A 25484-nucleotide genomic window follows, 5' to 3' on the forward strand; every position below is an offset into this window, starting at 1 on the left:
GGTTGATTCCACCGGCGAGGTACCGCTTTCCGCGCAAGTGCTGTCCTGCCCGGCACTAGGCTGGAAGCATGGAGGGCGACGCCGGAAACCCGGTCAACGACGGCACAATTCCCGGCGGCACAGGTCAGGACGGCGCGATGCACGCGGGCGCGGAGCCCACCGGGGCGGCCGTCATTCTGCGTGTCCTGCGCGTGAGCCTGCATGTCGGCTTCGCGGTGCTGCTTCTCGTGGCGCTCGTCCGGTTCCTCACCGGCGGCGTCCACGGCCCCGGCTGGATCGCCCTGTTGCTGGCACCGCTCCTGGCCGCCGTCTACCTAGTTGGCACCGTCCTGGAGAAGCGGCACTCCTCGGACCCTGCACGGTTCGATCCGAGGCCCTACTCGGGCTGGTGGCTGGGCGGCGTCAGCCTGCTCTGGCTGCTGCTGGTCTGGGCCAGTGCCGACTTCGTCTGGCTCGCCTTCCCGCTGTTCTTCCTGCAGCTGCACGTGCTCCGGCGGCGGCTGGCGCTGCCGGCGATCGCCCTGAGCACCGGGCTGGTCATCGCGGCCCTCTGGTTCCACGGCGGCGGCACCGCACCCTCGGGACAGGCCGGTGCAGGACAGGCCAGCCCGGGACCGGAGCTGCCCATGGTGCTGGGCCCTGTGTTCGGCGCGGCCTTCGCCGTGGTCACAGGACTCGCCTACCGGGCGCTGTTCCTGGAGGCGGAAAACCAGCGGCTGGCAGCCGTTGAACTCCGCCGGACCCGTGCCGAACTCGCCCGGACCCAGCACAACGCCGGCACACTGGCCGAGCGCACCCGGCTGGCCCGCGAAATCCATGACACCCTCGCCCAGGGCCTGTCCAGCATTGTGCTGATGGGCCGCGCGGCCGAAAAGGCCCTGGACGACGGCGATTCCGCCATGGCTCGGGAAAGGCTCCGCATTGTCCAGGACACGGCGGCCGCCAATCTTGCAGAAGCCCGCAACTTCGTCCGGGCCCTCCAGTCCCCCGACCTCGAGGACGGTTCCCTCGTGGCCAGCCTCCACCGGCTGTGCGAGAAGACCGAAGCGGAAGCTGACGCGCGCGGTGCCGGACTGCGCTGCCGCCTTGATGTCGAAGGCCCGCCGGCCGAACTCCCTGCGGCCCACCAGAGCACCCTGCTTCGGGCCGCCCAGGCGAGCCTGGCCAACGTCCGGATTCATGCGCAGGCGAGCGTCGCCGTCGTCACCCTGTCCTTCCTGGGCCCGGAAGTGGCCATGGACATCTACGACGACGGCGGCGGGTTCGACCCGGCGGCCGTGGCCGCCCGCCCGGACGGCTCCGGCTACGGCCTGAGGTCGCTGCGCGAACGGGTGGCCGCCCTCAACGGCCAGCTGGACATCGAATCCGCACCGGGCGAGGGCACTGTGGTGGCCATCCGGCTGCCGCTGGGCAACCAAGCGGACTCCAACGCCGCCGTGGCCCAAGCCGGCAAGGAGCTGCCATGAACAGCATCCGGGTATTCCTGGTGGACGACCACCCGGTGGTCCGCGCCGGGCTGCGGGCCATGCTGGGCGATCTGCAGGGCATCACCGTGGTGGCCGAGGCCGCCGACGGCGCCGCCGCCCTGGCCGGGCTGGCGAAGCTCCATACCCTGGGCGAACCTGCGGACGTGGTGCTCATGGATCTGCAGATGGGCGCCGGCATGGACGGGGTCACAGCTACAGGGCGGATCAAAGCGGGAGAGGCCGGCCAGCCTGCGCCGCCGGTGCTGATCCTCACCACCTTCGACTCCGACGCCGACATCCTCGCCGCTATCGAGGCCGGCGCCAGCGGCTACATGCTCAAGGACGCCCCGCCCGAACAGATCCGCCAGGCGGTGCTCTCGGCCGCGGCCGGCGGAACGGCGCTGGCACCGGAGGTCGCGGCCCGGCTGATGGGCCGTATCAGGAATCCGGAGCCGGCCCTCTCCGCCCGCGAGATCCAGTTGCTGGAACTGTTGGCCACCGGCCTGGGAAACCGGGCAATCGCGAAGCAGCTCTTCATCTCCGAGGCCACGGTCAAGACCCACCTGGTACACATCTACACCAAGCTCGGCGTGGACAACCGCACCGCCGCAATCGCCGTGGCCGCACAGCGCAGGATCATCCGGCGGCCCTAGCCTGTTGCAGGTCCTTGCGTCACGTGACGGCGTTATGTGACAACGGGATAGTCAGTGGTCCGGGGCATAATGTCGCCATGGGGAACTCACCAAAACTTGCACTGGCCCTCGTGGGCCTTGTCCTTGGCGCCTCGCTGGTCGCCTGCGACGACGGCCGTGCCGGCGCCGAAAGCGCCGCCAAGCAGCTTGCCTCCGCGGTGTCCGCGCTCGACGTCGGATCCGTCGCCTTTGAGGGGAAGGAGTCGGGTGCCGCCAACGACCAGCTGAAGGAAATCTTCAAGGGAATGGACCCGGTCAAGCCTGCCGTGGAAAGCGGCCAACTGACGCTGGAGTCCGGTAAGGCCACGGTACCGCTCAACTACAGCTGGAAGATCGGCTCCGGGGAGTGGAAGTACACCACCTCCGCCGAGTTCAAGAAGTCCGGCGACAAGTGGCTGACGGTATGGAACCCGGCCACCCTGGTCCCCGAGCTGGCCGACGGCGAGATCGTCTACTCGGCGACCCATACGCCAGCGCGGGCCGACATCCTGGGCGCCGGTGGCGTTCCGCTGGTCACGTACCGGCAGGTGGTCAACGTTGGCATCGACAAGCCCACACTCGGCGGGGCGGACCCCGCTGACTCCGCCACCAAGCTTGCCCAACTGGTTGGAGTCGACCCCGCGGCGTACGCCCAACAGGTCCAGGCGTCCGGCCCCGAGGCGTTCGTTGCCGCCATCACTCTGCGTGAGGATGGACGGACCATCACCGACGGCCAGATCGGCGAGATTCCCGGCGCCCGCGCCGTCCGGGATTTCCTCCCGCTGGCACCTACCCGCACCTTCGCCCGCGCCCTGCTGGGTACTGCAGCCGAGGCGAATGCCGAACAGATTGAAAAATCCAATGGGGCACTCAAGGCGGGGGACACCACGGGCACCGGCGGGCTCCAACAGCAATACGACGCGCAGCTTCGCGGCAGCGACGGCATTCAGGTCTTCGCCGAGAAGGCAGGCCTCACAGCCGAAGAAAAGCAGACTTTGCCCAATGAAGGACGCCGCGTGCAGTTCCAGACTGAGACAAAAGTAGGAACCCCGCTGAAAACCACCCTGGACCCGAAGCTGCAGCAGCTCGCGGAGGACGTCCTCGCCAAGGTCGGCCCGGCGTCGGCCATCGTGGCGCTCCGGCCCTCCAGCGGCGCCGTCCTGGCGGCCGCCTCCGGGCCGGGCAGCAACGGCTACGACACCGCGATGCTGGGCCAGTACGCCCCCGGTTCGATCTTCAAGATGGTCGATTCCCTGGCCATGTTCCGCAACGGAATGACCCCCGACTCCAAGGTGGACTGCCCGTCCACCCTCACCGTGGACGGCCGCACCTTCAAGAACGCCGAGGGATACCCCGCGTCCTCCCTGGGCTCCGTGACGCTGCGCGATGCCTTTGCGCACTCCTGCAACACCGCCTTCATCAATGCCCGCGACACCGTCAGTCAGGCGCAGCTCGAATCGGCCGCGACCTCGCTGGGCGTGGCAGTCGAAGCGCCCGCGCTCGGAGCCACCGCGTTCCTCGGCTCCGTCCCCGGGGACGCCGAAGGCACCGAACACGCCGCCTCCATGATCGGCCAGGGCAAGGTGCTCCTGTCCCCGCTGGCCGCCGCCATCATGGCCGGCTCCGTGGCTAAGGGAGCCCCGGTGGCAGCCCAGCTGGTGTTGAATCCGAACGAGGGCGTCACTTCCCCGGCCGCCGAGAGCTCCCCCACAGCCGGCAATGGCTCAACCGGCTCATCGCCGGCAGCCCCGGCGTCCGGTGACGCGACGGCTGACACGGCGACGACGCCGGCCCCCGCACCGGCCGCTGCCGCCGAAACGCCGGTCACGGCAGCGGAGGCCGCCTCGCTGGCCGACATGATGCGTGCCGTCGTGACCAGCGGGCACGCCGGGTTCCTGGCGTCCGTCCCGGGTGAGCCCGTCGGCGCGAAGACCGGCACGGCCGAGTTCGGCAACGACAGCCCGCCCAAGACCCACGCCTGGATCGTGGCCGTGCACGGCGACCTCGCCGTCGCCGTCTTCGTTGAGGACGGCGGCCTTGGGGCCACCACCTCGGGCCCGCTGCTCAAGGAGTTCCTGACCAAGGCCGGCTGACGCCCCCCGGAAGCTGCCCGTGCCGCCGGTCTACGGGATGGCCGAGGCAAGGCCGCGGGAAGACCGTGGGAAGATTGAACGCGTGGCTCATATTGACGTTTCGAACATCGATTACTTCCTCTCCGACGGCACCCAGCTGCTCAACGGCGTGACCTTCAAGGTCCCGGACGGCACCAAGACGGCGCTGATCGGGCCTAACGGAACGGGCAAGACGACACTGTTCCGGATCATTTCCGGCGACCTGGTCGCGGACGAAGGCGTGATCGGCCGGTCCGGCAACATGGGGATCATGCGCCAGTTCGTGGGCCAGGTCCGTGACGACTCCACGGTCCGGGACCTGCTGGTTTCCGCGGCCCCGCCGGCGCTGGCCGCCGCCGCGCGTGCCGTCGACGAGGCGGAACTCGCCATGCTGGAGCACGACGATGAGCCTACCCAGATGGCCTACGCCCAGGCGATCGTGGACTGGGGCGACGCCGGTGGGTACGACGTCGAGACCGTCTGGGACGAGGTGTGCATGGCCGCGCTGGGCCTGCCGTTCGACCGCGCGCAGCACCGCCCGGCGTCGAGCCTGTCCGGCGGCGAGCAGAAGAGGCTGGTCCTCGAAGCCCTCTTCGCCGGCCCCGACGAGCTGCTGCTCCTGGACGAGCCGGACAACTACCTCGACGTCCCGGGCAAGCGCTGGCTCGAGGCCAAGCTGAACGAGTCGAAGAAGACCGTGTTTTTCATCAGCCACGACCGCGAACTGCTCAACAACGCCGCAGGCCGCATCGTCACCCTGGAGCCGGGCATCAACGGTGCGGGCGCCTGGATCCACGGCGGCGGCTTCGGCTCCTACGTGGACGCCCGCGCGGACCGGAACGCGCGTTTCGAAGAGCTGCGCAAACGCTGGGACGAGGAGCACGTGAAGCTCAAGGAACTCGTCAACATGTACAAAAACAAGGCAGCGTTCCGCTCCGACATGGCCAACCGGTACCACGCCGCGCAGACCCGGCTCGCGAAGTTCCTGGAGGCCGGACCGCCCGAGGCCCTGCCGATTGAGCAGAATGTGCAGATGCGGCTCAAGGGCGGGCGCACCGCCAAGCGCGCCATTGTGGCGGAGAAGCTGGAACTGACGGGTCTGATGAAGCCGTTCTCCACCGAGGTCTGGTTCGGTGACCGGGTCGGCGTACTGGGGTCCAACGGCTCCGGCAAGAGCCACTTCCTGCGCCTGCTCGCCACCGGCGGCACCGACCCGGAGCGGGAGCACCTGCCGGTGTCCGACGTCGAGATCGCCGAGGTCCCGCACGAGGGCACCGTGAAACTCGGCGCCCGGATCCGGCCCGGTTTCTTCGCCCAGACCCACGTCCGGCCCGACCTGCTGGGCAAGACCCTGCTCGAAATCCTGCACCGCGGCGACGAGCACCGCTCCGGGCTGGGCCGCGAAGCCGCCGCCGGGGCGCTGGACGGCTATGGGCTCGCGGGGCAGTCGGAGCAGAAGTACGAGTCCCTTTCCGGCGGCCAGCAGGCCCGGTTCCAGATCCTGCTGCTGCAGCTCTCCGGCGCCACCCTGCTGCTGCTCGACGAGCCCACGGACAACCTGGACCTGCACTCGGCCGAAGCCCTGGAACGGGCCATCGACCACTTCGAGGGCACAGTCCTGGCGGTCACCCACGACCGCTGGTTTGCCCGCACCTTCGACCGCTTCCTGGTCTTCGGCTCCGACGGCAGGGTCTATGAATCCGCTGAACCCGTCTGGGACGAAAAGCGCGTCGAGCGCGCCCGCTGACCCAAAGGACGACGACGGGTCCGCACAGCGTTGCTTCCGCGTCCCGCGCAACAGATGATTAAATGATCAAAAAGCATTAGCATTTGATCATGAATACTGATGAGCGGCACCGCCTGATCGGTGGACTGCTTCGCAGCCGGGAGCAGGTCACAGTGGACGAACTGATGGCCGCCTGCGGCGCCTCCGGCGCCACCATCCGGCGCGACCTCGACGTCCTGGCCCAGCACGGCGTGCTGCGAAGGGTCCACGGCGGCGCCAAGAGCCTGGTTTTCGGCGGCGAAAACCCCGAGTACGGCCAACGCGAGCTGGAGGACCACGCCGCCAAAGTGCGGATCGCCGCCGGAGTGGTCGCCCTGCTCCAGGACCGCGGGCACGTCTGGCTGGACAGCGGCACCACGGCCACGGAAATCGCCCGGCAGTTGCGCCAGCGCGAGATGACGATCATGCCGATGTCACTGCGGGCGGTCACAGCACTGTCCCCCGACGATGCGACTGCCGGCCGGCGCCCGGACATCCTGATGCCCGGCGGAAGCCTCATCCCCGGCGAGCTGTCCTTCCGCGGGCCGATGACGGAATCCAACATCCGCTCCCTGCGCTTCGACGCCGCCGTCGTGACGCCCTGCGCCCTGAACCTCAAGGACGGGCTGCTGGCCCACGACCTCGACGACGCTGCCGTGAAGCGCGCAGGCCTGGAATCCGCAGCCCGGGTGATCATCGCCTGTGCCGGATCCAAATGGAACGCCAGCGCCGTCGCCCTCGTGGCGCCCCTGGACGCCGTGGACACCATCGTGACCGACCGCCAGCTCAGTCCTGAAGAACGTGACCAACTCGCACAACACTCGGTGGAAGCAGTGATCGTATGACCAGTACCGCAACCGTCCCGCAGCTGAAGGCTGCCGCAGGGGCCACCTTCCTAGTCTTCGGCATCAACGGCCTGGTCTTCGCCAGCTGGGCCGCCCGGATCCCCGCGGTGACGGAGATCCTGAACATCACCGCCGGGCAAATGGGAACGCTGCTGCTGTGCCTGGCGGTCGGCTCGCTGATCGCGCTGCCCACGGCCGGGTTCGTCGTCGGCCGGATCGGCACCGCGAACGCCGTCCGGAGCGCCGGACTTGTGGCCGCGGCGGCCGGCGTCGCCGTGGCATTTTCCCTGATGGCCGCTTCCGTCCCGGGGACGGCGATCGCCCTCTTCTTCTTCGGAATCGGCGTCGGGTTGTGGGATGTTTCGCAGAACATTGAAGGTGCCGACGTCGAACACCAGCTCGGGCGCACCATCATGCCGCAGTTCCACGCGGCTTTCAGCGGCGGCGCGTTCGTGGGCGCCCTGATCGGCGCCGGCCTGTCCACTCTGGGCGTCGGCCTCCCGGCACACCTGCTGGTCATCGCCGCCGTCGTTGCCGTGCTGACCACAGTGGCCCCGCGGTACTTCCTGCCGCATGTGGCCGCAGAAGCCCCCACCGCAGGGGACCTGGAGGCCGGCAAGGGCGCCTCGGCCTGGCGGGACGGCCGCACGCTGCTGATCGGCGTCGTCGTTCTGGGAGCCACCCTGACTGAAGGCGCCGGCAACGACTGGATTGCCAAAGCCGCCGTTGACGGCCTGGGCGCCGAACAGTCCACCGGGGCGCTGCTGTTCGCCGCCTTTGTGCTGGCCATGACCGCCATGCGCTTCTTCGGCGGCCGCGCGATCGACGCCTACGGCCGTGTGGCCGTGCTGCGCGCCAGCATGGCCGCGGCAACCGCGGGCCTCTGCCTCTTCGTCTTCGCGGGAACCATCTGGCTGGCCGCGGCCGGTGCCGTGCTCTGGGGCGTGGGCGCCGCGCTGGCGTTTCCGATCGGCATGTCCGCCGCGGCGGATGACCCCAGGAAGGCGGCAGCGCGGGTGTCCGTCGTGTCCACGCTGGGCTACATCGCCTTCCTCGCCGGGCCGCCCCTGTTGGGCTATCTGGGAGATCTGACCGGTATCAGGACGGCCCTGCTGGCGATCGGAATCCCGATCCTCGTGGCCCTGCTGCTCGCCGGTGCCGCGAAGCCGCTGCCCTCGAGGTAGCAAGCCCCGCTACGCCCGCTGCGGCCTCGCTAGGCTCCCCGCTGCCTTCGTGTGTTTCCAACTCTGGCACGCAGTGTCCGGCAGTATGGTGGTCAGATGCGAACCATGCTGAAGAAGGCTCCAGGCCGCTTGTCGACGTTCGACCGCAAACTGGTGCGCGCCGTCTCCAATCTGCCCGCCGGTGGCCACGATGAGTTCTTCCGCCGCCTGTCCGCAGCTGCCAACAATGGCAAACTCTGGTTCGGCGTTGCCGGAGTGATGGCGCTTGTGCCCGGGAAGACGCGGCGGGCAGCCCTGCACGGAGTCCTTGCGCAGGGCGTGGCATCGGCCGTGACAAACCTGGCGTTCAAGACCCTCCTGCCCCGGACCCGTCCCCTGCCCGAACACCTTCCGGTGTTCCGCTTCGTCAACCCGCAGCCGACGAGTTCATCGATGCCCTCGGGCCATTCCGCCTCCGCGGTGGCCTTCGCCCTGGGAGTCGGCCTGGTCCGCCCGGCGCTGGGGGCGGCGCTGGCCCCCGTCGCGGCCGGCGTGGCCTACTCACGGGTCCACACCGGGGCCCACTGGCCCTCGGATGTGCTCTTTGGTTCGGCGATCGGCGCCGGGGCGGCCATGGTGACGCGGAAATGGTGGCCCGTCCGGCCACCCTTCCCGGAAACCCACCGCAGTACAGTCCGTGCCGCGGAACTCCCGGACGGCCAGGGACTTTGCATCGCGATCAATACCCTCGGCGGGTCCTATGCTGACGAGACCGTTGCCACCCTGCAGAAAACATTCCCCAAGGCGTATATAAAGGAAATCGGGCATGACGAGTCCGTTGAGGCCGGCATCGCAGGAATTGCGGCCCGGCCGGGGATCGAGGCCCTGGGCGTCTGGGGCGGCGACGGAACCGTGGGCGCCGCGGCAGCCGCCGCCGTCGAACATTCCCTTCCGCTGCTCGTGCTCCCCGGCGGGACGCTGAACCACTTCGCCCGCGACGCCGGGACGCCCACCATGATGGCGGCGGTGCAGGCGGCCTCGAACGGCCAGGCGGCAGTGGCCGACGTCGGCCACGTGAGGGTCGAGCGCGGGCTCCCCGACAGCCCGGAGCACCTCGAAATGATCATGCTCAACACGGCCAGCATCGGCCTCTACCCGAACCTGGTCCGCCGGCGGGAGCAGCTCCAGCCGGCACTTGGAAAACCCCTGGCCGGAATCGTGGCGATGTTCCGGACCTTCGCCGCCGGCACCCCCACGACCCTGGTCGTCAACGGGGTGCGGCACCGGCTGTGGATCCTCTACATCGGCCGCGGCCGCTACTACCCCCGCGACCACGCGCCGCTCGTGCGCCCCGTGCTCGACGACGGGGTCCTGGACCTGCGGATGATCACCGCCGATGAGCCGTTCGCCCGGCTGCGGCTGCTCTGGGCCGTGCTCACCGGCACCGTGGCCACGTCCGGCATCACCCACCTCAGCGAGACCGACCGGATCACCGTGGAACCCGGGAACGGGCCCATGGTCCTCGCCGTCGACGGCGAGGTGGTGCCGGGGGTGCGGAGCGTGGAGATCACCGTCCGGGGCGGCGCGCTGACCTATTACTCGCCCCTCGACTGAGCCCGGGCGGGCCCCGGACAGGCCCGCCAGGCCTCCGGTCGAACGTCGGGGGCCCGGGGCGTCATCCTCCCGGACTACCCTGATTCGCCCCTGAATCATCCCTGAGACCGGCGAAAACCGCCGGCGGTGTCGGTAGCGTGGGGTGCAGACGGGCCCGTGATCGCGGTGACCCGGACATATCTCCCGCTACGCAAAGGAACGCTTCCATGATCGAAGCACGAGGCCTGACCAAGGTTTACGGCGACAAGACCGCCGTCGCCGGTGTCAACTTCACCGTCGAAGCCGGCCGGGTTACCGGCTTCCTGGGGCCGAACGGGGCCGGAAAATCCACCACCATGCGCATGATCATGGGACTGGACCGGCCGACGTCGGGCTCGGTGACCGTCAACGGTGCGCCCCTGGCCGACCACGCTGCGCCGCTGCGCGACGTCGGCGCGCTGCTGGACGCCAAGGCCGTCCACACGAGCCGCTCCGCCTACAACCACCTGCTCGCCATGGCCGCGACGCACAGCATCCCCAAAAAGCGGGTCCACGACGTCATTGAGATGACCGGGCTCGCCGAGGTGGCCCGGAAGAAGGTCCGGGGCTTCTCGCTCGGCATGGGCCAGCGCCTGGGCATCGCCGCCGCCCTCCTGGGCGACCCGCAGACCGTCATCCTGGACGAGCCCGTCAACGGTCTTGACCCCGAGGGCGTGGTGTGGGTCCGCAATCTGGCGAAGTATCTTGCCTCTGAGGGGCGCACGGTCTTCCTCTCCAGCCACCTCATGAGCGAAATGGCCGTCACGGCGGACCACCTGATCGTGATCGGCCGCGGGAAGATCATCGCGGACGCCCCGATCCAGGAGATCATCACCGGGAAGGGCCAGAGCCGCGCGCGGGTCCGCACCGACCAGCCGGACCGGCTCATGCAGCTGCTCGCCGGCGCCGGCGTCTCGGTGGAGGTCCAGGAACGGGAGCTCCTCGAAGTCACGGGCCTGGACCCGCGGCAGATCGCCACCGCAGCCCTGGATAACCACGTCATGATCTACGAACTCACCCCGCTGCAGGCCAGCCTCGAGGAGGCCTACATGGAGCTGACCAAGGATGAGGTCGAATACCACTCGCTGATCACCACGGGCGCCGTTCCCGTCGAAGCCGGAGGCAACTAAGCCATGAGCTCCACAACCGTTGAATCCACGTCCCCCCGCGGCGCCGACACGTCCGCGAAGCGCTCCGGAAACGGCACCAGTTCCGGCCCCGGCCCCAGCTTCCTGAGGGTCCTCAACTCCGAATTCATCAAGTTCCGCACCCTGCTCTCCACGCTGATCCTGCTCGGCTCCACAATCGTCGTCATTGTTGGAATCGGCGCCCTCGCGGCCTGGGGAATCGGCCAGGCGCTGCAGGCCTCCGGCTCGAATCCGCAACGTTCCGCGGCATTGGCCGCCCAGGGCGACATCGCGGCATCGGCACCCAGCGCGGGGATCTCGTTCGCGCAACTGATTCTTGGTTCCCTGGCCGTGCTGATCATCAGCTCCGAATTCACCACGGGAATGGCGCGGTCCACATTTACCGCCGTCCCGAAACGAATCCCGGCCTTCGTCGCCAAACTCCTCGTCGTCGTGGTCTCGGCGTTCCTGGTCACTGCCGTTTCGCTCTACCTCGCCGGCCTCGTGGCGGTGCCGATCTTCGACCAGTACGGCCACACGCTGGACGTCTCCAGCGGGCAGTACTACCGGACCCTGCTGATCAACAGTGTTTATGTTGCCGCCGTCGCAGCGATCGGCATGGCCCTCGGCGCCCTGATCAGGAACTCCGCCGGCGGCATCATGAGCCTGGTGGGCATCTTCTTTGTGCTTCCGATCGCACTGCAGATTATCCAGGGCGACTTCGTCAAGGAACTGCGCAAGTTCATCCCGGACAACACGCTGGCACCCATGACCGCCGCCGAACATCTCCCGGACACCCTGGAGGCCTGGCAGGCCGGCCTGGTGCTGGGCGCCTGGGTGGTCATCCCGCTGCTCCTGGCAGGATTCATGCTCAAGAAGCGGGACGTCTAGGCCGGCGCCACGCGCCCAGCGCCTAGGCTCGGAGCATGATCGATGCTGTGCCTGTAAGGGACGCGTCAGCCGGTTCGGCTGACGCGTTCCTTGCCGAACTCACCGCCCGCCGCCGCGGCCGCCTCCGGCGCTACCTGCTGGCCAACCCGCGGGTCATGGATGTCCTGGTGGTGCTCTGCTACCTGCTCCTGGTCACGCCCACCGCGGTCGAGTCGGTCACCCACGGCGACTGGCCGGTGGCCGTGCTTCTTGCGGCGGCCGCACCCGTCCTGCTCTTCCGGCGGGCCTATCCCGTACAGGTGGCGGCGGCCGTGGGGGTACTGGAGCTGGCCGTCACGTTCCTGCACCCCTGGGGATCCAACGTCTCCGCCGGGCTCTGGTTTTCGCTGTACGCCGTCGCCGTGGTCCGCTCGCGGCGGTTCGCCCTGACGGCCCTGGCCCTGACCACCGCCCCGCTGGTCCTCGTATACTTCCTGCTGGCCGTGGGCCCGCTGGATGGGCGGCTCCCGGACATGGCGGTCCGCACGCCGGAGAATTTCCAGCTGATCACCAGCATCGCCGCCGGCATCGGCATTACGCTTTCCAACGTGATTGCCACGGGGATCGGAATTTCGGTCCGGCAGCGCCGCGAGCATGAGCAGGAGATTGCCGCATGGGCCGCCCGGGCCCAGCAGCTGGGCTCAGTCACCGAACGGAACCGGATCGCCCGTGAAATGCACGACGTCGTGGCCCACTCCCTGACGGTCATGATCAGCCTGTCCGACGGCGCCGCCGTCGTCCTCAAGAAGGATCCCGCACGCGCCGCCGGCGTCCTCGAGGAACTCTCCCGGACCGGACGCACGGCTCTGGCCGACATGCGGCGCGTCCTGGGCGTGCTCCGCGAGGATTCGGCCGCGGGAAACGCCCCGCGCGAGCCGCTGGTGGCCGGAGACGGACTGGCCACGCTGCTCGAGGGTTTCCGCACCGCGGGACTTCCGCTGCACTACACGCACACCGGCCCGTCGCTGCCCGGTGATGCGGCGTTCCAGCTGACCGTCTACAGGATCGTGCAGGAATCGCTGACCAACGTGCTGCGCTACGGCCGTGCGCTCAGCCGGGTGGATGTCAGCATTGCCCGCGACGGTTCCAGCGTGGTCATCGAAGTGGTCGACGACGGCCGGGGCACAGTTGACCCCGGCGGTCACGGCGCCGGCCCGCAAGGCAAGGCCGACTCCCTGGATTCGCTCGGCACCGGGCACGGAATCGACGGGATGCGGGAGCGAGCCAGGATCTACGCAGGCACCGTGCACGCCGGACGCACCGGCGACCGCGGCTGGCGGGTGCGTGCGGAACTGAACTGCACCGGGGACAATGCAACCGAAACAAGGGGGGACAATGGTCGACAAAGGACCGGTACGCGTTCTGCTGGTGGATGACCAGCCGCTGCTCCGGATGGGGTTCCGCCTCATCCTGGAGGGTGAAGATGATTTGTGCATCGTGGGCGAGGCATCCAACGGCGCCGAAGCGGTCCGGCACGCCCGGGAGCTCGCGCCCGACGTCGTCCTGATGGATGTGCGGATGCCCGTCCTGGACGGGATCGAGGCCACCCGGGCCATCGCGGACTCGGGCTCCGACGCCAAGATCATCATCCTGACCACCTTTGACCTTGATGAATACGCCTTTGCCGGGCTGCGGGCGGGGGCCTCGGCCTTCCTGCTCAAGGACGTGGCGCCGGCGGAACTGATCAGCGCGGTGCGGGTTGTGGCCAGCGGCGACGCCGTTGTGGCGCCCCGCGTTACGCAGCGGCTGCTGGAGACCTACGTCCGCGGTGCCGGGGCGGTGGATCCTTCCGCGGGTACCGGCCCTTCCTGGGCGGACCGCGGCGGTCAGCGCACCGGCGGTCAGCGTGATGGGGCGGACGACGGCGGCCAGCCGGCCGGCAGCCCGGCACGCCCCGCGCGGGATCCCTTGCTGGAAGACCTGACGCCCCGCGAAAACGAGATGCTCGGAACGCTGGCGGAGGGGCTCTCCAACGCCGAAATCGCGCACAGGTACTTCCTGTCCGAGGCCACAGTCAAGACCCACGTGCGCCGGATCCTGACCAAGCTCCACCTCCGGGACCGCGTCCAGGCCGTCGTCTACGCGTACGAGACCGGCCTCGTCGTGCCGAGCAACGCCGACTACTGACGGGGGCTGCCTGCCGGCGGTGCCGAACGGTTACCGGCGGGTAGTGCCTGAAGCAGTGGTTTCAGGCACATTGCCGAATTGCCAATGGGGCAACTTTGGTTGCCTTGGAGGCTCTTTTGTTGGGGAATGGCCCGGTCCTGCCCGTCGTCATTTGTGGGATTGCACAAGACGGAGCGTGCGCCGGGCGGTCTAGTGTGAAACGACACTGTGGTCCGCCGCACAGCATGGTTCGATTCCGTGCCGGCAACGAGCGGGCCTGAACCCCCCACGAAGGACGGCGCTTCCATGCCCGCTGACCAACAGCTCTCAAAATCCCTGAAACCCAGGCACCTGTCCATGATCGCCATCGCCGGCGTGATCGGCGCCGGACTGTTTGTCGGTTCGGGTGCGGCGATCCAGCAGGCCGGACCGGGCATCCTGGTTGCCTACGCCGCGGCGGGTCTCGTCGTCATCCTCGTCATGCGGATGTTGGGCGAGATGGCTGCGGCCAACCCGGAAACCGGCTCCTTTTCCACGTACGCGGACAAGGCGCTGGGCCGCTGGGCAGGGTTCAGCATCGGCTGGCTCTACGCCTGGTTCTGGATCATCGTCCTTGGCATCGAGGCCACGGCCGGGGCGGCCATCATGCACCGCTGGGTTCCGGGCATCGACCAGTGGGTGTGGGCGCTTGCCCTGATGGTGCTGCTGACGCTGACCAACCTCGGGTCCGTGAAGTCCTACGGCGAGTTCGAGTTCTGGTTCGCTTCCATCAAGGTCGCGGCAATCGTGCTCTTCCTGCTCTTCGGTGTCGCCGCGATCCTCGGCTTCATCCCCGGTGTTCCGGCCCCCGGACTGGACAACCTGATCGGCAACGGCGGGTTCATGCCCAACGGCCCGGGCGCCGTCCTGGCCGGCATCCTCGTGGTCGTGTTCTCCTTCTTCGGGGCAGAAATCGCCACCATCGCCGCCGGCGAATCCGAGAACCCGGTTGACGCCGTCAAGAAGGCCGTGAAGTCCACCGTCTGGCGCATCCTCGTCTTCTACATCGGCTCCATCGCCATTGTGGTCACCCTGCTGCCCTGGAACTCCGCGTCCGTCGCCAAGAGCCCCTACGTTGCGGTCATCGAGCTGTTCGGCATCCCCGGCGCCGGAACCATCATGGACGTCGTGGTCCTGACCTCGGTGCTCTCCTGCCTGAACTCGGGCCTCTACACCGCCAGCCGCATGCTCTTCTCGCTCTCCCGCCGCGGCGACGCCCCCAAGTCATGGATGCGGATTTCCAAGCGCGGAGTGCCTGCAGCTGCAGTGCTGGCCTCCACGGTGGTCGGCTTCATCACCGTGGGCCTGAACTACATCGCCCCGGACACCGTCTTCCTGTTCCTGGTCAACACCTCCGGCGCCATCGCGCTGTTCGTCTGGCTCGTGATCGCCTCCTCCCAGCTGATCCTGCGCCGCCGCATGGGCGCCGCCGCCAAGGACCTCCAGCTGAAAATGTGGCTCTTCCCCTACCTGACCTGGGTGTCCATCGTCAGCATCGTCGCCCTCCTGATCGGCATGGTGATCCTGGAATCCACCCGCGAATCGCTGCTGCTCTCGCTCGCCCTCGCCGGCGTCGTGGTGGGAATCGGAGTCTTCCGATACCGCAGGAACGGCGCCCAGGCCGCCGTTTCCGCAGCCGGTGACGCCACTGGTGCCGAAGCCCAGGTGGTTGACGCTGAGGACGCCACGGTGGGTGCCCGCCCGGTGTCGTAAGCCCCCCACGTCACCCCCCAGCACCACCGGACATGCCCTCGCTCGGAAACCAAGGCTGGACATAATGCCATCATGTCCATTCCTGGGAGCGTGGGGAGCGCATGTCCGGCGCACCAGGGACATGTCCGGTCGCTGCGCTGGCAAAGGGGCATGTCCAGCAAGGCCACAGCCGCTTCACAGGAAAGGGCTAGCCAGCCCATAGTGCCGCCGGGTTCCATGGGACCATGACAAAAACGCCCCAGCCCCCGCACCAGCCGCATCCCAACCACGACCGCGGCCTGGAGTTCGATCTTTCCACGCTCATGAGCCGCCGCTCGCTGGGCATGTTCCTCGGCGCGGGAACCGCAGCCGCCCTGGCAGCCTGCAGCCCGGCCGGCACCAGCGGCAGTTCGACGTCGGCCTCGTCCGCCGCGGCTTCGGCGGCCACAACTCCGGCGACGTCGGCCGCGGCAGCAACGCCGTCGGCCTCGTCTTCGGCCACGCCGACGCTGACCCGTGCGATCGCCGAATGCGGCGCAGAAATCCCTCAGGAAACCGCCGGCCCCTACCCCGGCGACGGTTCCAACGGCCCCAATGTCCTGGAGGCCTCCGGGGTGGTCCGCCAGGACATCACTTCCAGCTTCGGCACCGCCACCAGCACCGCCGAGGGCGTGCCGCTGACGGTCACACTGACCCTGCTCGACAACGCCAACGGCTGCACCCCGCTGGCCGGAGCCGCCGTCTACGCCTGGCACTGCGACCGCGACGGCAAATACTCCATGTACGATTCCGGGCTCCAGAACGAGAACTACCTCCGCGGCGTCCAGGAGGCCGACGCCAACGGGCAGGTCACATTCAAAACCATCTACCCCGGGGCCTACAGCGGCCGCTGGCCACACATCCACTTTGAAGTCTTCGAGTCCATGAGCAATGCGACGGCGGCCGGCCAGGTCCTGGCCGTGTCCCAGATCGCGCTGACCGAGGCGGCCTGCAAAGAGGTCTACGCGTCGACCGGCTACGAAACCAGTGCCCAGAACTTCCCCCGCACCACGCTGAAATCCGACAACGTCTTCGGCGACGACGGCGGCATCTACCAGCTGGCCGCCATGAGCGGCTCGGTAACCGCGGGCTACACCGCCGGTCTCAACGTCACCGTCTAGACACAGCGGCGGATCCGAGCCACAGCGGAGCATCCGGCCAGGCGGCACGGTCTCGGCTCCTCGGATCCGGCCCGACGGCCTGGTCTCGGCTCGGTCAGAGCGGCGTGTCCGGCACACCCAGGGGCCGGGTGTGCCGGACTAGACTCGGAGCCATGCCAACACCGAGCACCGCAGCAGAGCACATCCAGGACCTCGGCGCGTATGTCAGCGCGTCGCCGTCGAGCTTCCACGCCGTCCACGAAGCCGCGCGCCGGCTGGATGCTGCGGACTTTACGGGCCTGGACGAACTGCACGCGTGGCCGGAACCCGGAGCCGCCGGAGCCGCCACGGCCGGCAAGTTCTACGTGATCCGCGACGGCGCCCTCATCGCCTGGGTGGTGCCCGCCGGTGCCGGACCGACCACCGGCTTCAACATCCTGGGCGCGCACACGGATTCGCCGTCCTTCAAACTCAAGCCGAAGGCCACCACGGGCAAGTTCGGCTGGCTGCAGGCCGGCGTCGAGGTCTATGGCGGACCGCTCCTGAACTCCTGGCTGGACCGCGAACTCCAGCTCGCCGGCCGCCTGGTCATGCGTGACGGCACGCAGCACCTGACGGCCACGCGCCCGCTGCTGCGCTTCCCGCAGCTCGCCATCCACCTGGACCGGGCCGTGAACGAGGGCCTGGCCCTGGACAAGCAGCAGCACATGAATCCGGTCTATGGCCTGGGCGATCCCGCCGGCGAGGACCTCCTCGGGCTCCTCGCAGACCGGGTCGCCGGTGCCACCGTGGATCCGGACCAGATCGGCGGGTACGACGTCGTCATCGCGGACACCCAGGCCCCGGCGGTGTTCGGCGCGCGGGGCGAATTCTTCGCCTCCGGCCGGCTCGACAACCTCTCCGCGACGCACGCCGGGCTCACGGCGCTGATCGCCCACGCCGGCACGCCGCTGCCGGACGGTGCACCCATCGCCGTTCTGGCCGCCTTTGACCACGAAGAAATCGGCTCAGCATCCCGTTCCGGCGCGTGCGGACCCATCCTCGAGGACGTCCTGGTGCGGATCTCCGACGGGCTCGGGGCCTCGGCCAGCCAGCGTCGGCAGGCCTTCGCGGCGTCGTTCTGCGTCTCGGCGGATGCGGGCCATGCCGTGCACCCGAACTATCCGGAACGGCACGATCCGGCCAACCGGCCCGTCCTCAACGGCGGGCCGCTGCTGAAGATCAATGCCAACCAGCGCTACGCGACCGACGCCACCGGGGCCGCCCTCTGGGCGCGGCTGTGCACCGACGCCGGGATTCCGTACCAGGAATTCGTCTCCAACAACGTGATGCCGTGCGGCTCGACGATCGGCCCGCTGACCGCCACCCGGCTGGGAATCCGGACGGTCGACGTCGGTGTTCCCCTGCTCTCGATGCACTCGGCGCGCGAGCTTTGCGGCGTCCAGGACCCGCACCGGCTGGCCACGGTGACGCGGACGTTTTTCCGGACGGCGGCGTAAGGTCCCGGTACGGACTACGCGGCGACCCCGACCACGAGGTTGATGGTGGTAGCCAGGATGATTGTCCCAAAGAGGTAGGACAGCAGGCTGTGCTTGAGCGCCTCTGCCCGGATGCCATGGTTCTGGAGGGCGGTGTCTGAAACCTGGTACGTCATGCCAAGGCTTGTGGCCAGGTACGCGAAGTCGGTGTACTGCGGCGGCCGGGTCTGGTTGAAGTCGATGCCGCCCACCGCGGAGCCTGCTTTCCGTCCGGTGCCGTAGTACAGCTCGGCATAGCGCAGTGTGAAGAGCGTTTGGACGAGCGTCCAGGACAGTGCCACCGAGACCACCGCGAGCAGGCCGCCCCCGATCCGGGACACGAAGTCGGTGTTGTTGTGGGAATCCACGATGACCGCCGCTGCCGCGCCCAGGCTGGCCACATTTGCCCCCAGAATGAGCAGGTCCGTGGTGCTCCGGGATGGATCCTCCGCTGTGGCGTGCAGCCGTGTATCCGCCGGATCGAGGCCCCCGATGACCAGCCAGACCCAGACGATGTAGGTCAGGGCAGCCCCGCACCAGCCAATCGTGGGAGCCTGCACCCAGTGCCCCGCCACTCCGGCTGCGGTCGCGGCAAGCAACCCCGCCAGCAACATGACGGCGAAACGCAGGCGGCTCTTCCTGGTGCGCACGGCACGTCGGTGCGGGGATCCGGTGTTCATTCCCTGATCATGGCATGCCGACGGCGGCAACCGCCGCAACGGTTATCCACATGCCCCTCCGGTACTCTTCCGGGCCCGGCCGCAGGGTCGTACAGTGGGGGCACGGAATCGCCGAAACCGGCGCGGATGCACTAAGCTATTGAAGTCTGTGCTGCGCCCTGCCTCCGATCCGGTGGCCGGGCATTGCATGGCACCGCAAATGAACCTCCTGTTACGGAAATGCCGTAACCGCTTAGCCCAAAGGAGGTGGGTTCACATATGCGTCCTTACGAATTGATGGTAATCATCGACCCCGAGGTCGAAGAGCGTGCCGTTGAGCCGTCGCTTCAGAAGTTCCTGAACGTCATCACCAACGATGGTGGAACCATCGAAAAGGTTGACATCTGGGGCCGTCGTCGCCTGGCTTACGAAATCCAGAAGAAGTCCGAAGGTATCTACGCCGTGGTGAACTTCACCGCTGAGCCGGCTACCGCCAAGGAACTTGACCGCCAGCTGAGTCTCAACGAGACCATCATGCGCACCAAGATCACCCGCCCCGAAGAGCAGAAAGTTGTTGCTGAGTAATTCAGCGCTCAACCTTCAATCTTTATCCCCGCAGGAACGCACAAGGAGGCAGTAGATGGCAGGCGAAACCACTATCACGGTTGTCGGTAACCTCACCAATGACCCCGAACTCAGGTTCACACCGTCCGGTTCGGCCGTAGCGAATTTCACCATCGCTTCTACTCCCCGCACCTTCGACCGGCAGTCCAATGAGTGGAAGGACGGGGAAACCCTGTTCCTCCGCGCGTCGGTCTGGCGCGAAGCAGCCGAAAACGTCGCCGAATCCCTGACCAAGGGCATGCGCGTGATCGTCTCCGGCCGCCTGAAGAGCCGTTCCTACGAAACAAAAGAAGGCGAGAAGCGCACCGTTATCGAGCTCGAGGTCGACGAGATCGGCCCGAGCCTGCGGTACGCCAATGCCAAGGTCAACCGCACCCAGCGCTCCGGCGGTCAGGGTGGACAGGGTGGCTTCGGCGGCGGCAACAGCGGTGGCTTCGGTGGCGGCCAGGGTGCAAACCAGGGCGGCAACACCGGCGGACAATGGGGCGGCAACCAGCCCGCCGCGCAGGAAGACCCGTGGGCCACGCCCGGGGTCAGCAATGCGGGCGGCGGCTGGGGCAACGGCCCGGATTCCGAACCTCCCTTCTAAACAACATCTAAGGTCCGGCAACGAAAACCGCCGGGACGCCGCAAGGCGCCCGGGTGCAGACCGCGCCGGATCACCACCATCCCGTGGATCAATATCCACGGGCTCCATCGAATAGGAGCTCCACGATGGCTAAGGCTGAACTCCGTAAGCCCAAACCAAAGTCCAACCCCTTGAAGGCCGCTGACATCACTGTCATCGACTACAAGGACGTAGCATTGCTGCGCAAGTTCATCTCCGACCGCGGAAAGATCCGCGCCCGTCGCGTCACTGGCGTCACGGTGCAGGAACAGCGCAAGATCGCCCAGGCAATCAAGAACGCCCGCGAAGTTGCTCTGCTGCCCTACTCCGGCGCTGGCCGCGGTTAAGGGAAGGGATTAACTAAAATGGCAAAGCTCATTCTGACCCACGAAGTAACCGGTCTCGGTGCTGCTGGCGACGTTGTCGAGGTCAAGGACGGTTACGCACGTAACTACCTGCTGCCCCGCAACTTCGCCCTGACCTGGTCCAAGGGTGGCGAGAAGCAGGTTGAGTCCATCAAGGCTGCCCGCGTTGCCCGCGAGCACGCTTCCCTGGAAGACGCTCAGAAGCAGGCTGCTGCACTCTCCGCCAAGCCGGTCAAGCTGGTCGTCAAGGCTGGCGCAACCGGACGCCTGTTCGGCACCGTCAAGCAGGGCGACGTGGCCGACGCTGTTGAGGCCGCTGGCCTGGGCCGCATCGACAAGCGCAAGGTTGAACTGCCGGCACACATCAAGTCGACCGGTTCCTACCAGGCAAACGTCCGTCTGCACGACGACGTTTCCGCTGTGATCGAACTCGACGTCGTCGCAGGCAAGTAGTCTTTCGACTCCCGGCCTCACCGGCCAGGCAGTCCTGAACTGCTGGAAGGCCCCCGCCTCCGGACCCCTTTGAGGGACCGAAGGCGGGGGCCTTCCGCTTTAACTTCCGCTTTAACTGTCACGCGGGGCGGATTCGCCTTAGCCGTGGTGCAGCACCGTGGTGACGTGCCGATAGCCGTGCCGGATCAGTTCCGCCAGCACGGCCTCGTCGACGTCGTCGAGTTTGTTGACGTACAGGCAGCCGGCACCGAGCTTGTGCTTGCCCAGCCGGCCGAGCAGATCGACAGCCTCCGGCCCGTCGGTGAGCCCGTAGAGCGACAGGCTGGATTTCCTGGGCGAGAATCCGACCGCAGGGGCATCACCTTCCCTGCCGCTCGCGTACTTGTAGTGGTAGCGGCCGAAGCCCACGATGGTTGGGCCCCACATTTCCGCCGCTTCCCCAGTGATTCCGGACATCAGCGTGAGCAGCCGCAGCCCGTCGCCGCGCCGGACCGGGTGCTCGACGGCGGCCAGGAACTCCTCGACAGACGCGCCGGTTGCCTGCGTTTTGTTTTCAGCCATGAGGGCAGTCTTCCAGAGCGCGGAATCCCTGTCAGTCGGCGCGGCCTGTGGGGGAGCGAAAGCCCGGGAATAAATCCACGCCTCGGGCCCTTGAAAGGGTAGATGCAAACGCATGTATTAGCGTTGCTGACCTGGATTCAACTTAGGAGCACTCCGTGGAAACCCGCCGTATTACCGTTATCTCCGCCGGACTGGGCGTCCCGTCGTCGAGCCGTCTGCTGGCCGACCAGCTGGCGGCGTCGGCCGAGCGGCAGCTTGCCGCGGCCGGCTACGCCGCCGACGTCGAGGTCGTGGAACTCCGGGACCTCGCCGTGGACATCGCCAACAACTTCGTGACCGGCTATGCGGCTCCGCGGCTGGCCGAAGTGATCGCCGGCGTCCATGCCTCCGACGGCATCATCGCCGTCAGCCCCGTGTTCAGCGCCTCCTACAGCGGGCTTTTCAAATCCTTCATCGATGTCCTCGATCCCAAGTCGCTGGAGGGCAAGGCGGTCGTGCTGGGCGCCACCGCGGGAACGGACCGGCACCAGATGGTGCTGGACTTTGCGATGCGGCCGCTTTTCACCTACCTGCGCACCAGGATCGCGGCCACCGCTGTCTTCGCCGGGCCCCAGGACTGGGGCAACAACGACGACGGCGGCTCGCCGCTCTCGGCGCGGGTGGACCGGGCAGCGGGGGAGTTTGTCAGCCTGCTGCAGGACTCAGGGCCGCAGCAGAAGCCGGTGCCCCTGGAGTCGCTGCCGTTTGAGCAATTGCTCGCCGGCATCTCGGGCACGCGGTAGCGCCGGAACGGGAGTCGTGCTCAGTCGCCGAGCAGGGCGATGAATTCCCTGGCCTGCTTCATGGAAATATCCGAGTGGCGGGTCAGGGCCGTCGCTGCGGCCTCGGTGTCGCCGCTCTTGGCGAGAGTGCGGATCCTGCCGTAAATCTCATCATTGAGCATGTTGCTGCTCACCTCGCGCGTGACATCTCCCTTGCTGGCGATGGCGCGGTAGCGGTACGGGAACCGCTGCGGCACGTCCTCCTCGTCCGCAACGGCTTCCGGTGCGGCCTCGGGGGCCCGGTAGGGCTGGGGGTGCGCCGCCAGGGCTGCGACGGCGTCGCGGGACGCCCGGAGGCCCTCACCGGTGGCCTCGAGGTACACCTTGATGGCGGCCATAGCCTGCCCCTGGGCTATCAGTGCGTAAAGCCGCCGGTGCTGCTCCTCGTTGAGCCTGGCGGCCGCGGCGCGGGCCACGTCGGCGGAGTCGGGCGCCGGCTGCGGCCTGGACGAGGGCGTGGGGCGTTCGCCGCGGCGGCTCCAGGCCCGGACCACTATCAGCACCCCTGCGGCCACTAGGACCAGGATCAGTACGGGAATGAGCAGCGAATCCATGCGCTAGAGCCGTTCTACGTAATTCTTGGCGGTCTTGTGGTCCGAGTGCGTCGCCTGCTGCAGCATCCGCGTTGCCTTGATCTTGTGGCCGCTGCGGGCCATCGACTGAAGCTCCAGGAAGAGTTGGGGGCTGAGCTGTCCGAAGGCGAGCAGGGTGTCCTGGTGGCCGGGGCGGGCCCCGGCAAAGGTCGCGGCGCTGTGGGCCAGCAGGGCGGAGCGGGCGTGGTCGGCCTGTTGTGACTGCTGCGCGGAGTTCTGGCTGGGACGGGTGGTCGCTTCGATCTTTGCGCGGGCGGCAACCGCAGCCTGGACCTGCGCAGCGTAGTGCGCCTGTGACTTCACCGCCAGTTCCCGCTGGTAGCGCTCTGCGTCGGAAATGCCGAAATTCCGCGGTTTCAGCGCCGTGACCATCGCCCAGAGCACCGCCGTCAGAATGAGGGCAGGCAACATGACTATCAGTACATCGGCCATGCTTAGAGCTTATGCCAGATTGCGGTTATCCACAGCATATTCCGCACCGCACGTACAGTGCCCCCGCGGCCGGCGTCAATTCGGCGCTGCGGCGTGAGTCCGGCCACAAAATTCGTGCATTGGGCGGCAAATATGGCCTCCGGCGCGGTGCTGAATCCCCAGCCGCAAGGTGCAGGCTGTGGATGAAGCTTGGTGGAAAATCTTTTGTGTCCACAACATGAATCCAATGTTTCTGCAGGTCAAGGGCGGATTGCGGACACAAGTTTTTTTCTATCCACAGCCCTACCCACAGACTGTGCACAAGCATCAGGCAGTAGTGCACAGGTTATCCACAGGGGAGTGGGGTGGCCGGGTTGGTGCCTGCCCGATCGGCGGATAACGTTGCAGGGTATCGGGCCTTGGAAGCGGAAAATCCTGTGGCCGCCGGGTGGTGCCCGCAAGGAACCCATCCCCGGATCCCGGTGGCTCTGCAGCCGCACCAGCGCTGTGGATAACGGCGGTGCGGCGGACCGGCGGGAACTGTCGGAGCTGACTGATAAGAATTGAGCGGCCGGCATGCGCCGGGTTTGCCGCTGGGCGTCACCGCAGTTTGGCATTACCGCAGTTGGGCGTCACCGCAGTTGGGCGTCACCGCCGGTCGGTGTCACCGCAGTTCAGCACCAACGCAGTTTGGCATCACAGCGGCTGGGCCTCGAGGCACAGCGCTTACGCGCCGCGGCGAACGGATATCCGCCACGGCTCACTATGGAGGACGCAGTTTTGTCAGTTACGCATCTGGACTCAGTCGAGGGTACGCGGGGAGCCGAGGGCAGCCGCAAGCCCCCGCAGGACATTCCCGCGGAGCAGTCAGTCCTGGGCGGCATGATGCTGTCCAAGGACGCGATTGCCGACGTCGTCGAGATCCTGCGTGGCCAGGACTTCTACCGTCCGGCCCACGAAACCATCTACGAGGCGATCATCGACCTCTACGGCCGCGGCGAGCCCGCGGACGCCGTGACGGTCTCGGACGAGCTGACCAAGCGCGGCGAGATCAACCGGATCGGTGGCCCGGCCTATCTGCACGAGCTCATCCAGACCGTTCCCACCGCTGCAAACGCCGGCTACTACGCCGAAATCGTGGCCGAACGGGCCGTGCTCCGCAGGCTGGTCAACGCCGGCACCAAGATTGTCCAGCTCGGCTACGGACAGGACGGCGAGGTAGAAGACCTCGTCAACCAGGCCCAGGCCGAGGTCTACGCCGTCGCCGAACGCCGCACCGCCGAGGACTACGTGGTCCTCAAGGACGTCATGGAGTCCACGGTGGACGAGATCGAAGCCTCGGGGCACCGCGGCGAGGGCATGGTGGGCGTCCCCACCGGTTTCTACGAGCTCGATGAGCTGACCCATGGCCTGCACCCCGGCCAGATGATCGTCATCGCCGCCCGCCCGGCTGTCGGTAAATCCACGTTCGCCCTCGACTTCGCCCGTTCGGCCGCCATCAAGAACAACCTGGCCACAGTCATGTTTTCCCTCGAAATGGGCCGCAACGAGATCGCGATGCGCCTGCTGTCCGCCGAGGCGACCATCGGTCTCCAGGACCTCCGCAAGGGCACCATCAAGGACGAGCAGTGGTCCAAGATTGCCACCACCATGGGCCGCATGAACGATGCCCCGCTGTTCATCGATGACAGCCCCAACATGTCGCTCATGGAAATCCGGGCCAAGTGCCGGCGGCTCAAGCAGCAACATGACCTCAAGCTCGTGATCCTGGACTACCTGCAGCTCATGAGCTCGGGCAAGAAGGTCGAATCCCGCCAGCAGGAAGTCTCCGAGTTCTCCCGAGCCCTGAAGCTGCTCGCCAAGGAACTCCAGGTCCCCGTGATCGCGCTGTCGCAGCTGAACCGTGGCTCCGAGCAGCGCCAGGACAAGCGCCCCATGGTCTCGGACCTGCGCGAATCCGGCTCCATCGAGCAGGACGCCGACATGGTGATCCTGCTGCACCGCGAAGACGTCTACGACAAGGAGTCCCCGCGCGCCGGCGAGGCGGACATTCTGATCGCCAAGCACCGTAACGGTCCCACAAAGGACATTGTTGTGGCCTTCCAGGGCCACTACTCGCGGTTCGCCAACATGGCGGCCGACGCCGGCGGGGGCGGCGGCTTCTAGCCCGCCCTAACCCTCAGCCTG

The 25484-nt window shown here is 67.5% G+C and carries 24 protein-coding genes; 20 read left to right on the plus strand and 4 right to left on the minus strand.

The features are described from left to right. Positions 1-137 precede the first annotated feature (137 nt). The 14 genes from AC1DDO_RS15070 (at position 138) to AC1DDO_RS15135 (ending at position 18185) form a co-directional block, all read left to right on the plus strand. On the plus strand, positions 138-1466 hold the full coding sequence (locus AC1DDO_RS15070; protein ID WP_476867905.1) for a sensor histidine kinase: 1329 nt from the start codon (positions 138-140) through the stop codon (positions 1464-1466). Further along, complete coding sequence (locus tag AC1DDO_RS15075) at positions 1463-2119, plus strand: response regulator (RefSeq protein WP_476867856.1); 657 nt, start codon at positions 1463-1465, stop codon at positions 2117-2119. Before AC1DDO_RS15070 ends, AC1DDO_RS15075 begins: the two co-directional genes overlap by 4 nt. A gap of 77 nt (positions 2120-2196) precedes the next feature. Further along, entirely contained in the window at positions 2197-4230 is a 2034-nt protein-coding gene (locus AC1DDO_RS15080; protein ID WP_476867857.1) for a penicillin-binding transpeptidase domain-containing protein, read from the plus strand. Positions 4231-4312: 82 nt separating this feature from the next. Continuing rightward, positions 4313-5995: an ABC-F family ATP-binding cassette domain-containing protein gene (locus tag AC1DDO_RS15085; RefSeq protein WP_476867858.1), complete on the plus strand. Its 1683-nt coding sequence runs from the start codon at positions 4313-4315 to the stop codon at positions 5993-5995. Between the two features lie 89 nt (positions 5996-6084). Then, on the plus strand, positions 6085-6858 hold the full coding sequence (locus AC1DDO_RS15090) for a DeoR/GlpR family DNA-binding transcription regulator (protein WP_476972191.1): 774 nt from the start codon (positions 6085-6087) through the stop codon (positions 6856-6858). Further along, positions 6855-8042, plus strand: coding sequence for an MFS transporter (locus tag AC1DDO_RS15095; protein WP_476867860.1), 1188 nt, complete (start codon positions 6855-6857; stop codon positions 8040-8042). Before AC1DDO_RS15090 ends, AC1DDO_RS15095 begins: the two co-directional genes overlap by 4 nt. 96 nt (positions 8043-8138) lie before the next feature. Then, entirely contained in the window at positions 8139-9635 is a 1497-nt protein-coding gene (locus AC1DDO_RS15100; RefSeq protein WP_476867861.1) for a phosphatase PAP2 family protein, read from the plus strand. A gap of 206 nt (positions 9636-9841) precedes the next feature. Continuing rightward, positions 9842-10783, plus strand: a complete 942-nt coding sequence (locus AC1DDO_RS15105; protein ID WP_476867862.1) for an ABC transporter ATP-binding protein — start codon at positions 9842-9844, stop codon at positions 10781-10783. Between the two features lie 3 nt (positions 10784-10786). Next, positions 10787-11671: an ABC transporter permease gene (locus AC1DDO_RS15110; RefSeq protein ID WP_476867863.1), complete on the plus strand. Its 885-nt coding sequence runs from the start codon at positions 10787-10789 to the stop codon at positions 11669-11671. A 35-nt stretch (positions 11672-11706) separates the two neighbouring features. Then, entirely contained in the window at positions 11707-13086 is a 1380-nt protein-coding gene (locus AC1DDO_RS15115; protein WP_476867864.1) for a sensor histidine kinase, read from the plus strand. After that, positions 13046-13837, plus strand: coding sequence for a response regulator (locus AC1DDO_RS15120; RefSeq protein WP_476972192.1), 792 nt, complete (start codon positions 13046-13048; stop codon positions 13835-13837). The genes AC1DDO_RS15115 and AC1DDO_RS15120 overlap by 41 nt, the downstream gene beginning before the upstream one ends. 285 nt (positions 13838-14122) lie before the next feature. Further along, a complete protein-coding gene (locus tag AC1DDO_RS15125) occupies positions 14123-15568 on the plus strand; it encodes an amino acid permease (RefSeq protein ID WP_476867866.1) in 1446 nt (481 codons plus the stop codon). A gap of 224 nt (positions 15569-15792) precedes the next feature. Then, on the plus strand, positions 15793-16707 hold the full coding sequence (locus AC1DDO_RS15130; protein ID WP_476867867.1) for an intradiol ring-cleavage dioxygenase: 915 nt from the start codon (positions 15793-15795) through the stop codon (positions 16705-16707). Positions 16708-16859: 152 nt separating this feature from the next. Continuing rightward, a complete protein-coding gene (locus AC1DDO_RS15135; RefSeq protein ID WP_476972193.1) occupies positions 16860-18185 on the plus strand; it encodes a M18 family aminopeptidase in 1326 nt (441 codons plus the stop codon). A gap of 14 nt (positions 18186-18199) precedes the next feature. Here the strand turns inward: AC1DDO_RS15135 and AC1DDO_RS15140 are convergent, their stop codons facing one another. Then, positions 18200-18883, minus strand: coding sequence for a DUF1345 domain-containing protein (locus AC1DDO_RS15140; RefSeq protein WP_476867869.1), 684 nt, complete (start codon positions 18881-18883; stop codon positions 18200-18202). Between the two features lie 258 nt (positions 18884-19141). Here AC1DDO_RS15140 and rpsF point away from each other — a divergent pair, with 258 nt between their 5' ends. The 4 genes from rpsF to rplI all read left to right on the plus strand — a co-directional run bounded on the left by rpsF (position 19142) and on the right by rplI (position 20911). Further along, positions 19142-19447, plus strand: coding sequence for a 30S ribosomal protein S6 (rpsF, locus tag AC1DDO_RS15145; RefSeq protein ID WP_026266755.1), 306 nt, complete (start codon positions 19142-19144; stop codon positions 19445-19447). A 55-nt stretch (positions 19448-19502) separates the two neighbouring features. Then, complete coding sequence (locus tag AC1DDO_RS15150; protein ID WP_390201359.1) at positions 19503-20075, plus strand: single-stranded DNA-binding protein; 573 nt, start codon at positions 19503-19505, stop codon at positions 20073-20075. A gap of 125 nt (positions 20076-20200) precedes the next feature. Beyond that, positions 20201-20440, plus strand: a complete 240-nt coding sequence (rpsR, locus tag AC1DDO_RS15155; protein WP_003800144.1) for a 30S ribosomal protein S18 — start codon at positions 20201-20203, stop codon at positions 20438-20440. A gap of 18 nt (positions 20441-20458) precedes the next feature. Continuing rightward, complete coding sequence (gene rplI / locus AC1DDO_RS15160; protein ID WP_018775331.1) at positions 20459-20911, plus strand: 50S ribosomal protein L9; 453 nt, start codon at positions 20459-20461, stop codon at positions 20909-20911. A 138-nt stretch (positions 20912-21049) separates the two neighbouring features. Here rplI and AC1DDO_RS15165 read toward each other — a convergent pair whose 3' ends face one another. Further along, entirely contained in the window at positions 21050-21472 is a 423-nt protein-coding gene (locus tag AC1DDO_RS15165) for a DUF1801 domain-containing protein (RefSeq protein ID WP_476867871.1), read from the minus strand. A gap of 155 nt (positions 21473-21627) precedes the next feature. Between AC1DDO_RS15165 and AC1DDO_RS15170 the strand changes: the two genes are divergently transcribed. Next, entirely contained in the window at positions 21628-22254 is a 627-nt protein-coding gene (locus AC1DDO_RS15170) for an FMN reductase (protein WP_476867872.1), read from the plus strand. A 20-nt stretch (positions 22255-22274) separates the two neighbouring features. On the opposite strand, the gene AC1DDO_RS15175 is transcribed toward AC1DDO_RS15170, so the two are convergent. Together AC1DDO_RS15175 and AC1DDO_RS15180 are read right to left on the minus strand one after the other, a co-directional pair. Next, complete coding sequence (locus AC1DDO_RS15175) at positions 22275-22847, minus strand: hypothetical protein (protein ID WP_476972194.1); 573 nt, start codon at positions 22845-22847, stop codon at positions 22275-22277. Positions 22848-22850: 3 nt separating this feature from the next. Further along, complete coding sequence (locus AC1DDO_RS15180; protein WP_476972195.1) at positions 22851-23318, minus strand: hypothetical protein; 468 nt, start codon at positions 23316-23318, stop codon at positions 22851-22853. 759 nt (positions 23319-24077) lie between these two features. Between AC1DDO_RS15180 and dnaB the strand changes: the two genes are divergently transcribed. Next, entirely contained in the window at positions 24078-25463 is a 1386-nt protein-coding gene (dnaB, locus tag AC1DDO_RS15185; RefSeq protein ID WP_390201354.1) for a replicative DNA helicase, read from the plus strand. The last annotated feature ends 21 nt before the right edge of the window (positions 25464-25484 follow it).

Source organism: Arthrobacter sp. 10N43 (assembly GCF_056394525.1).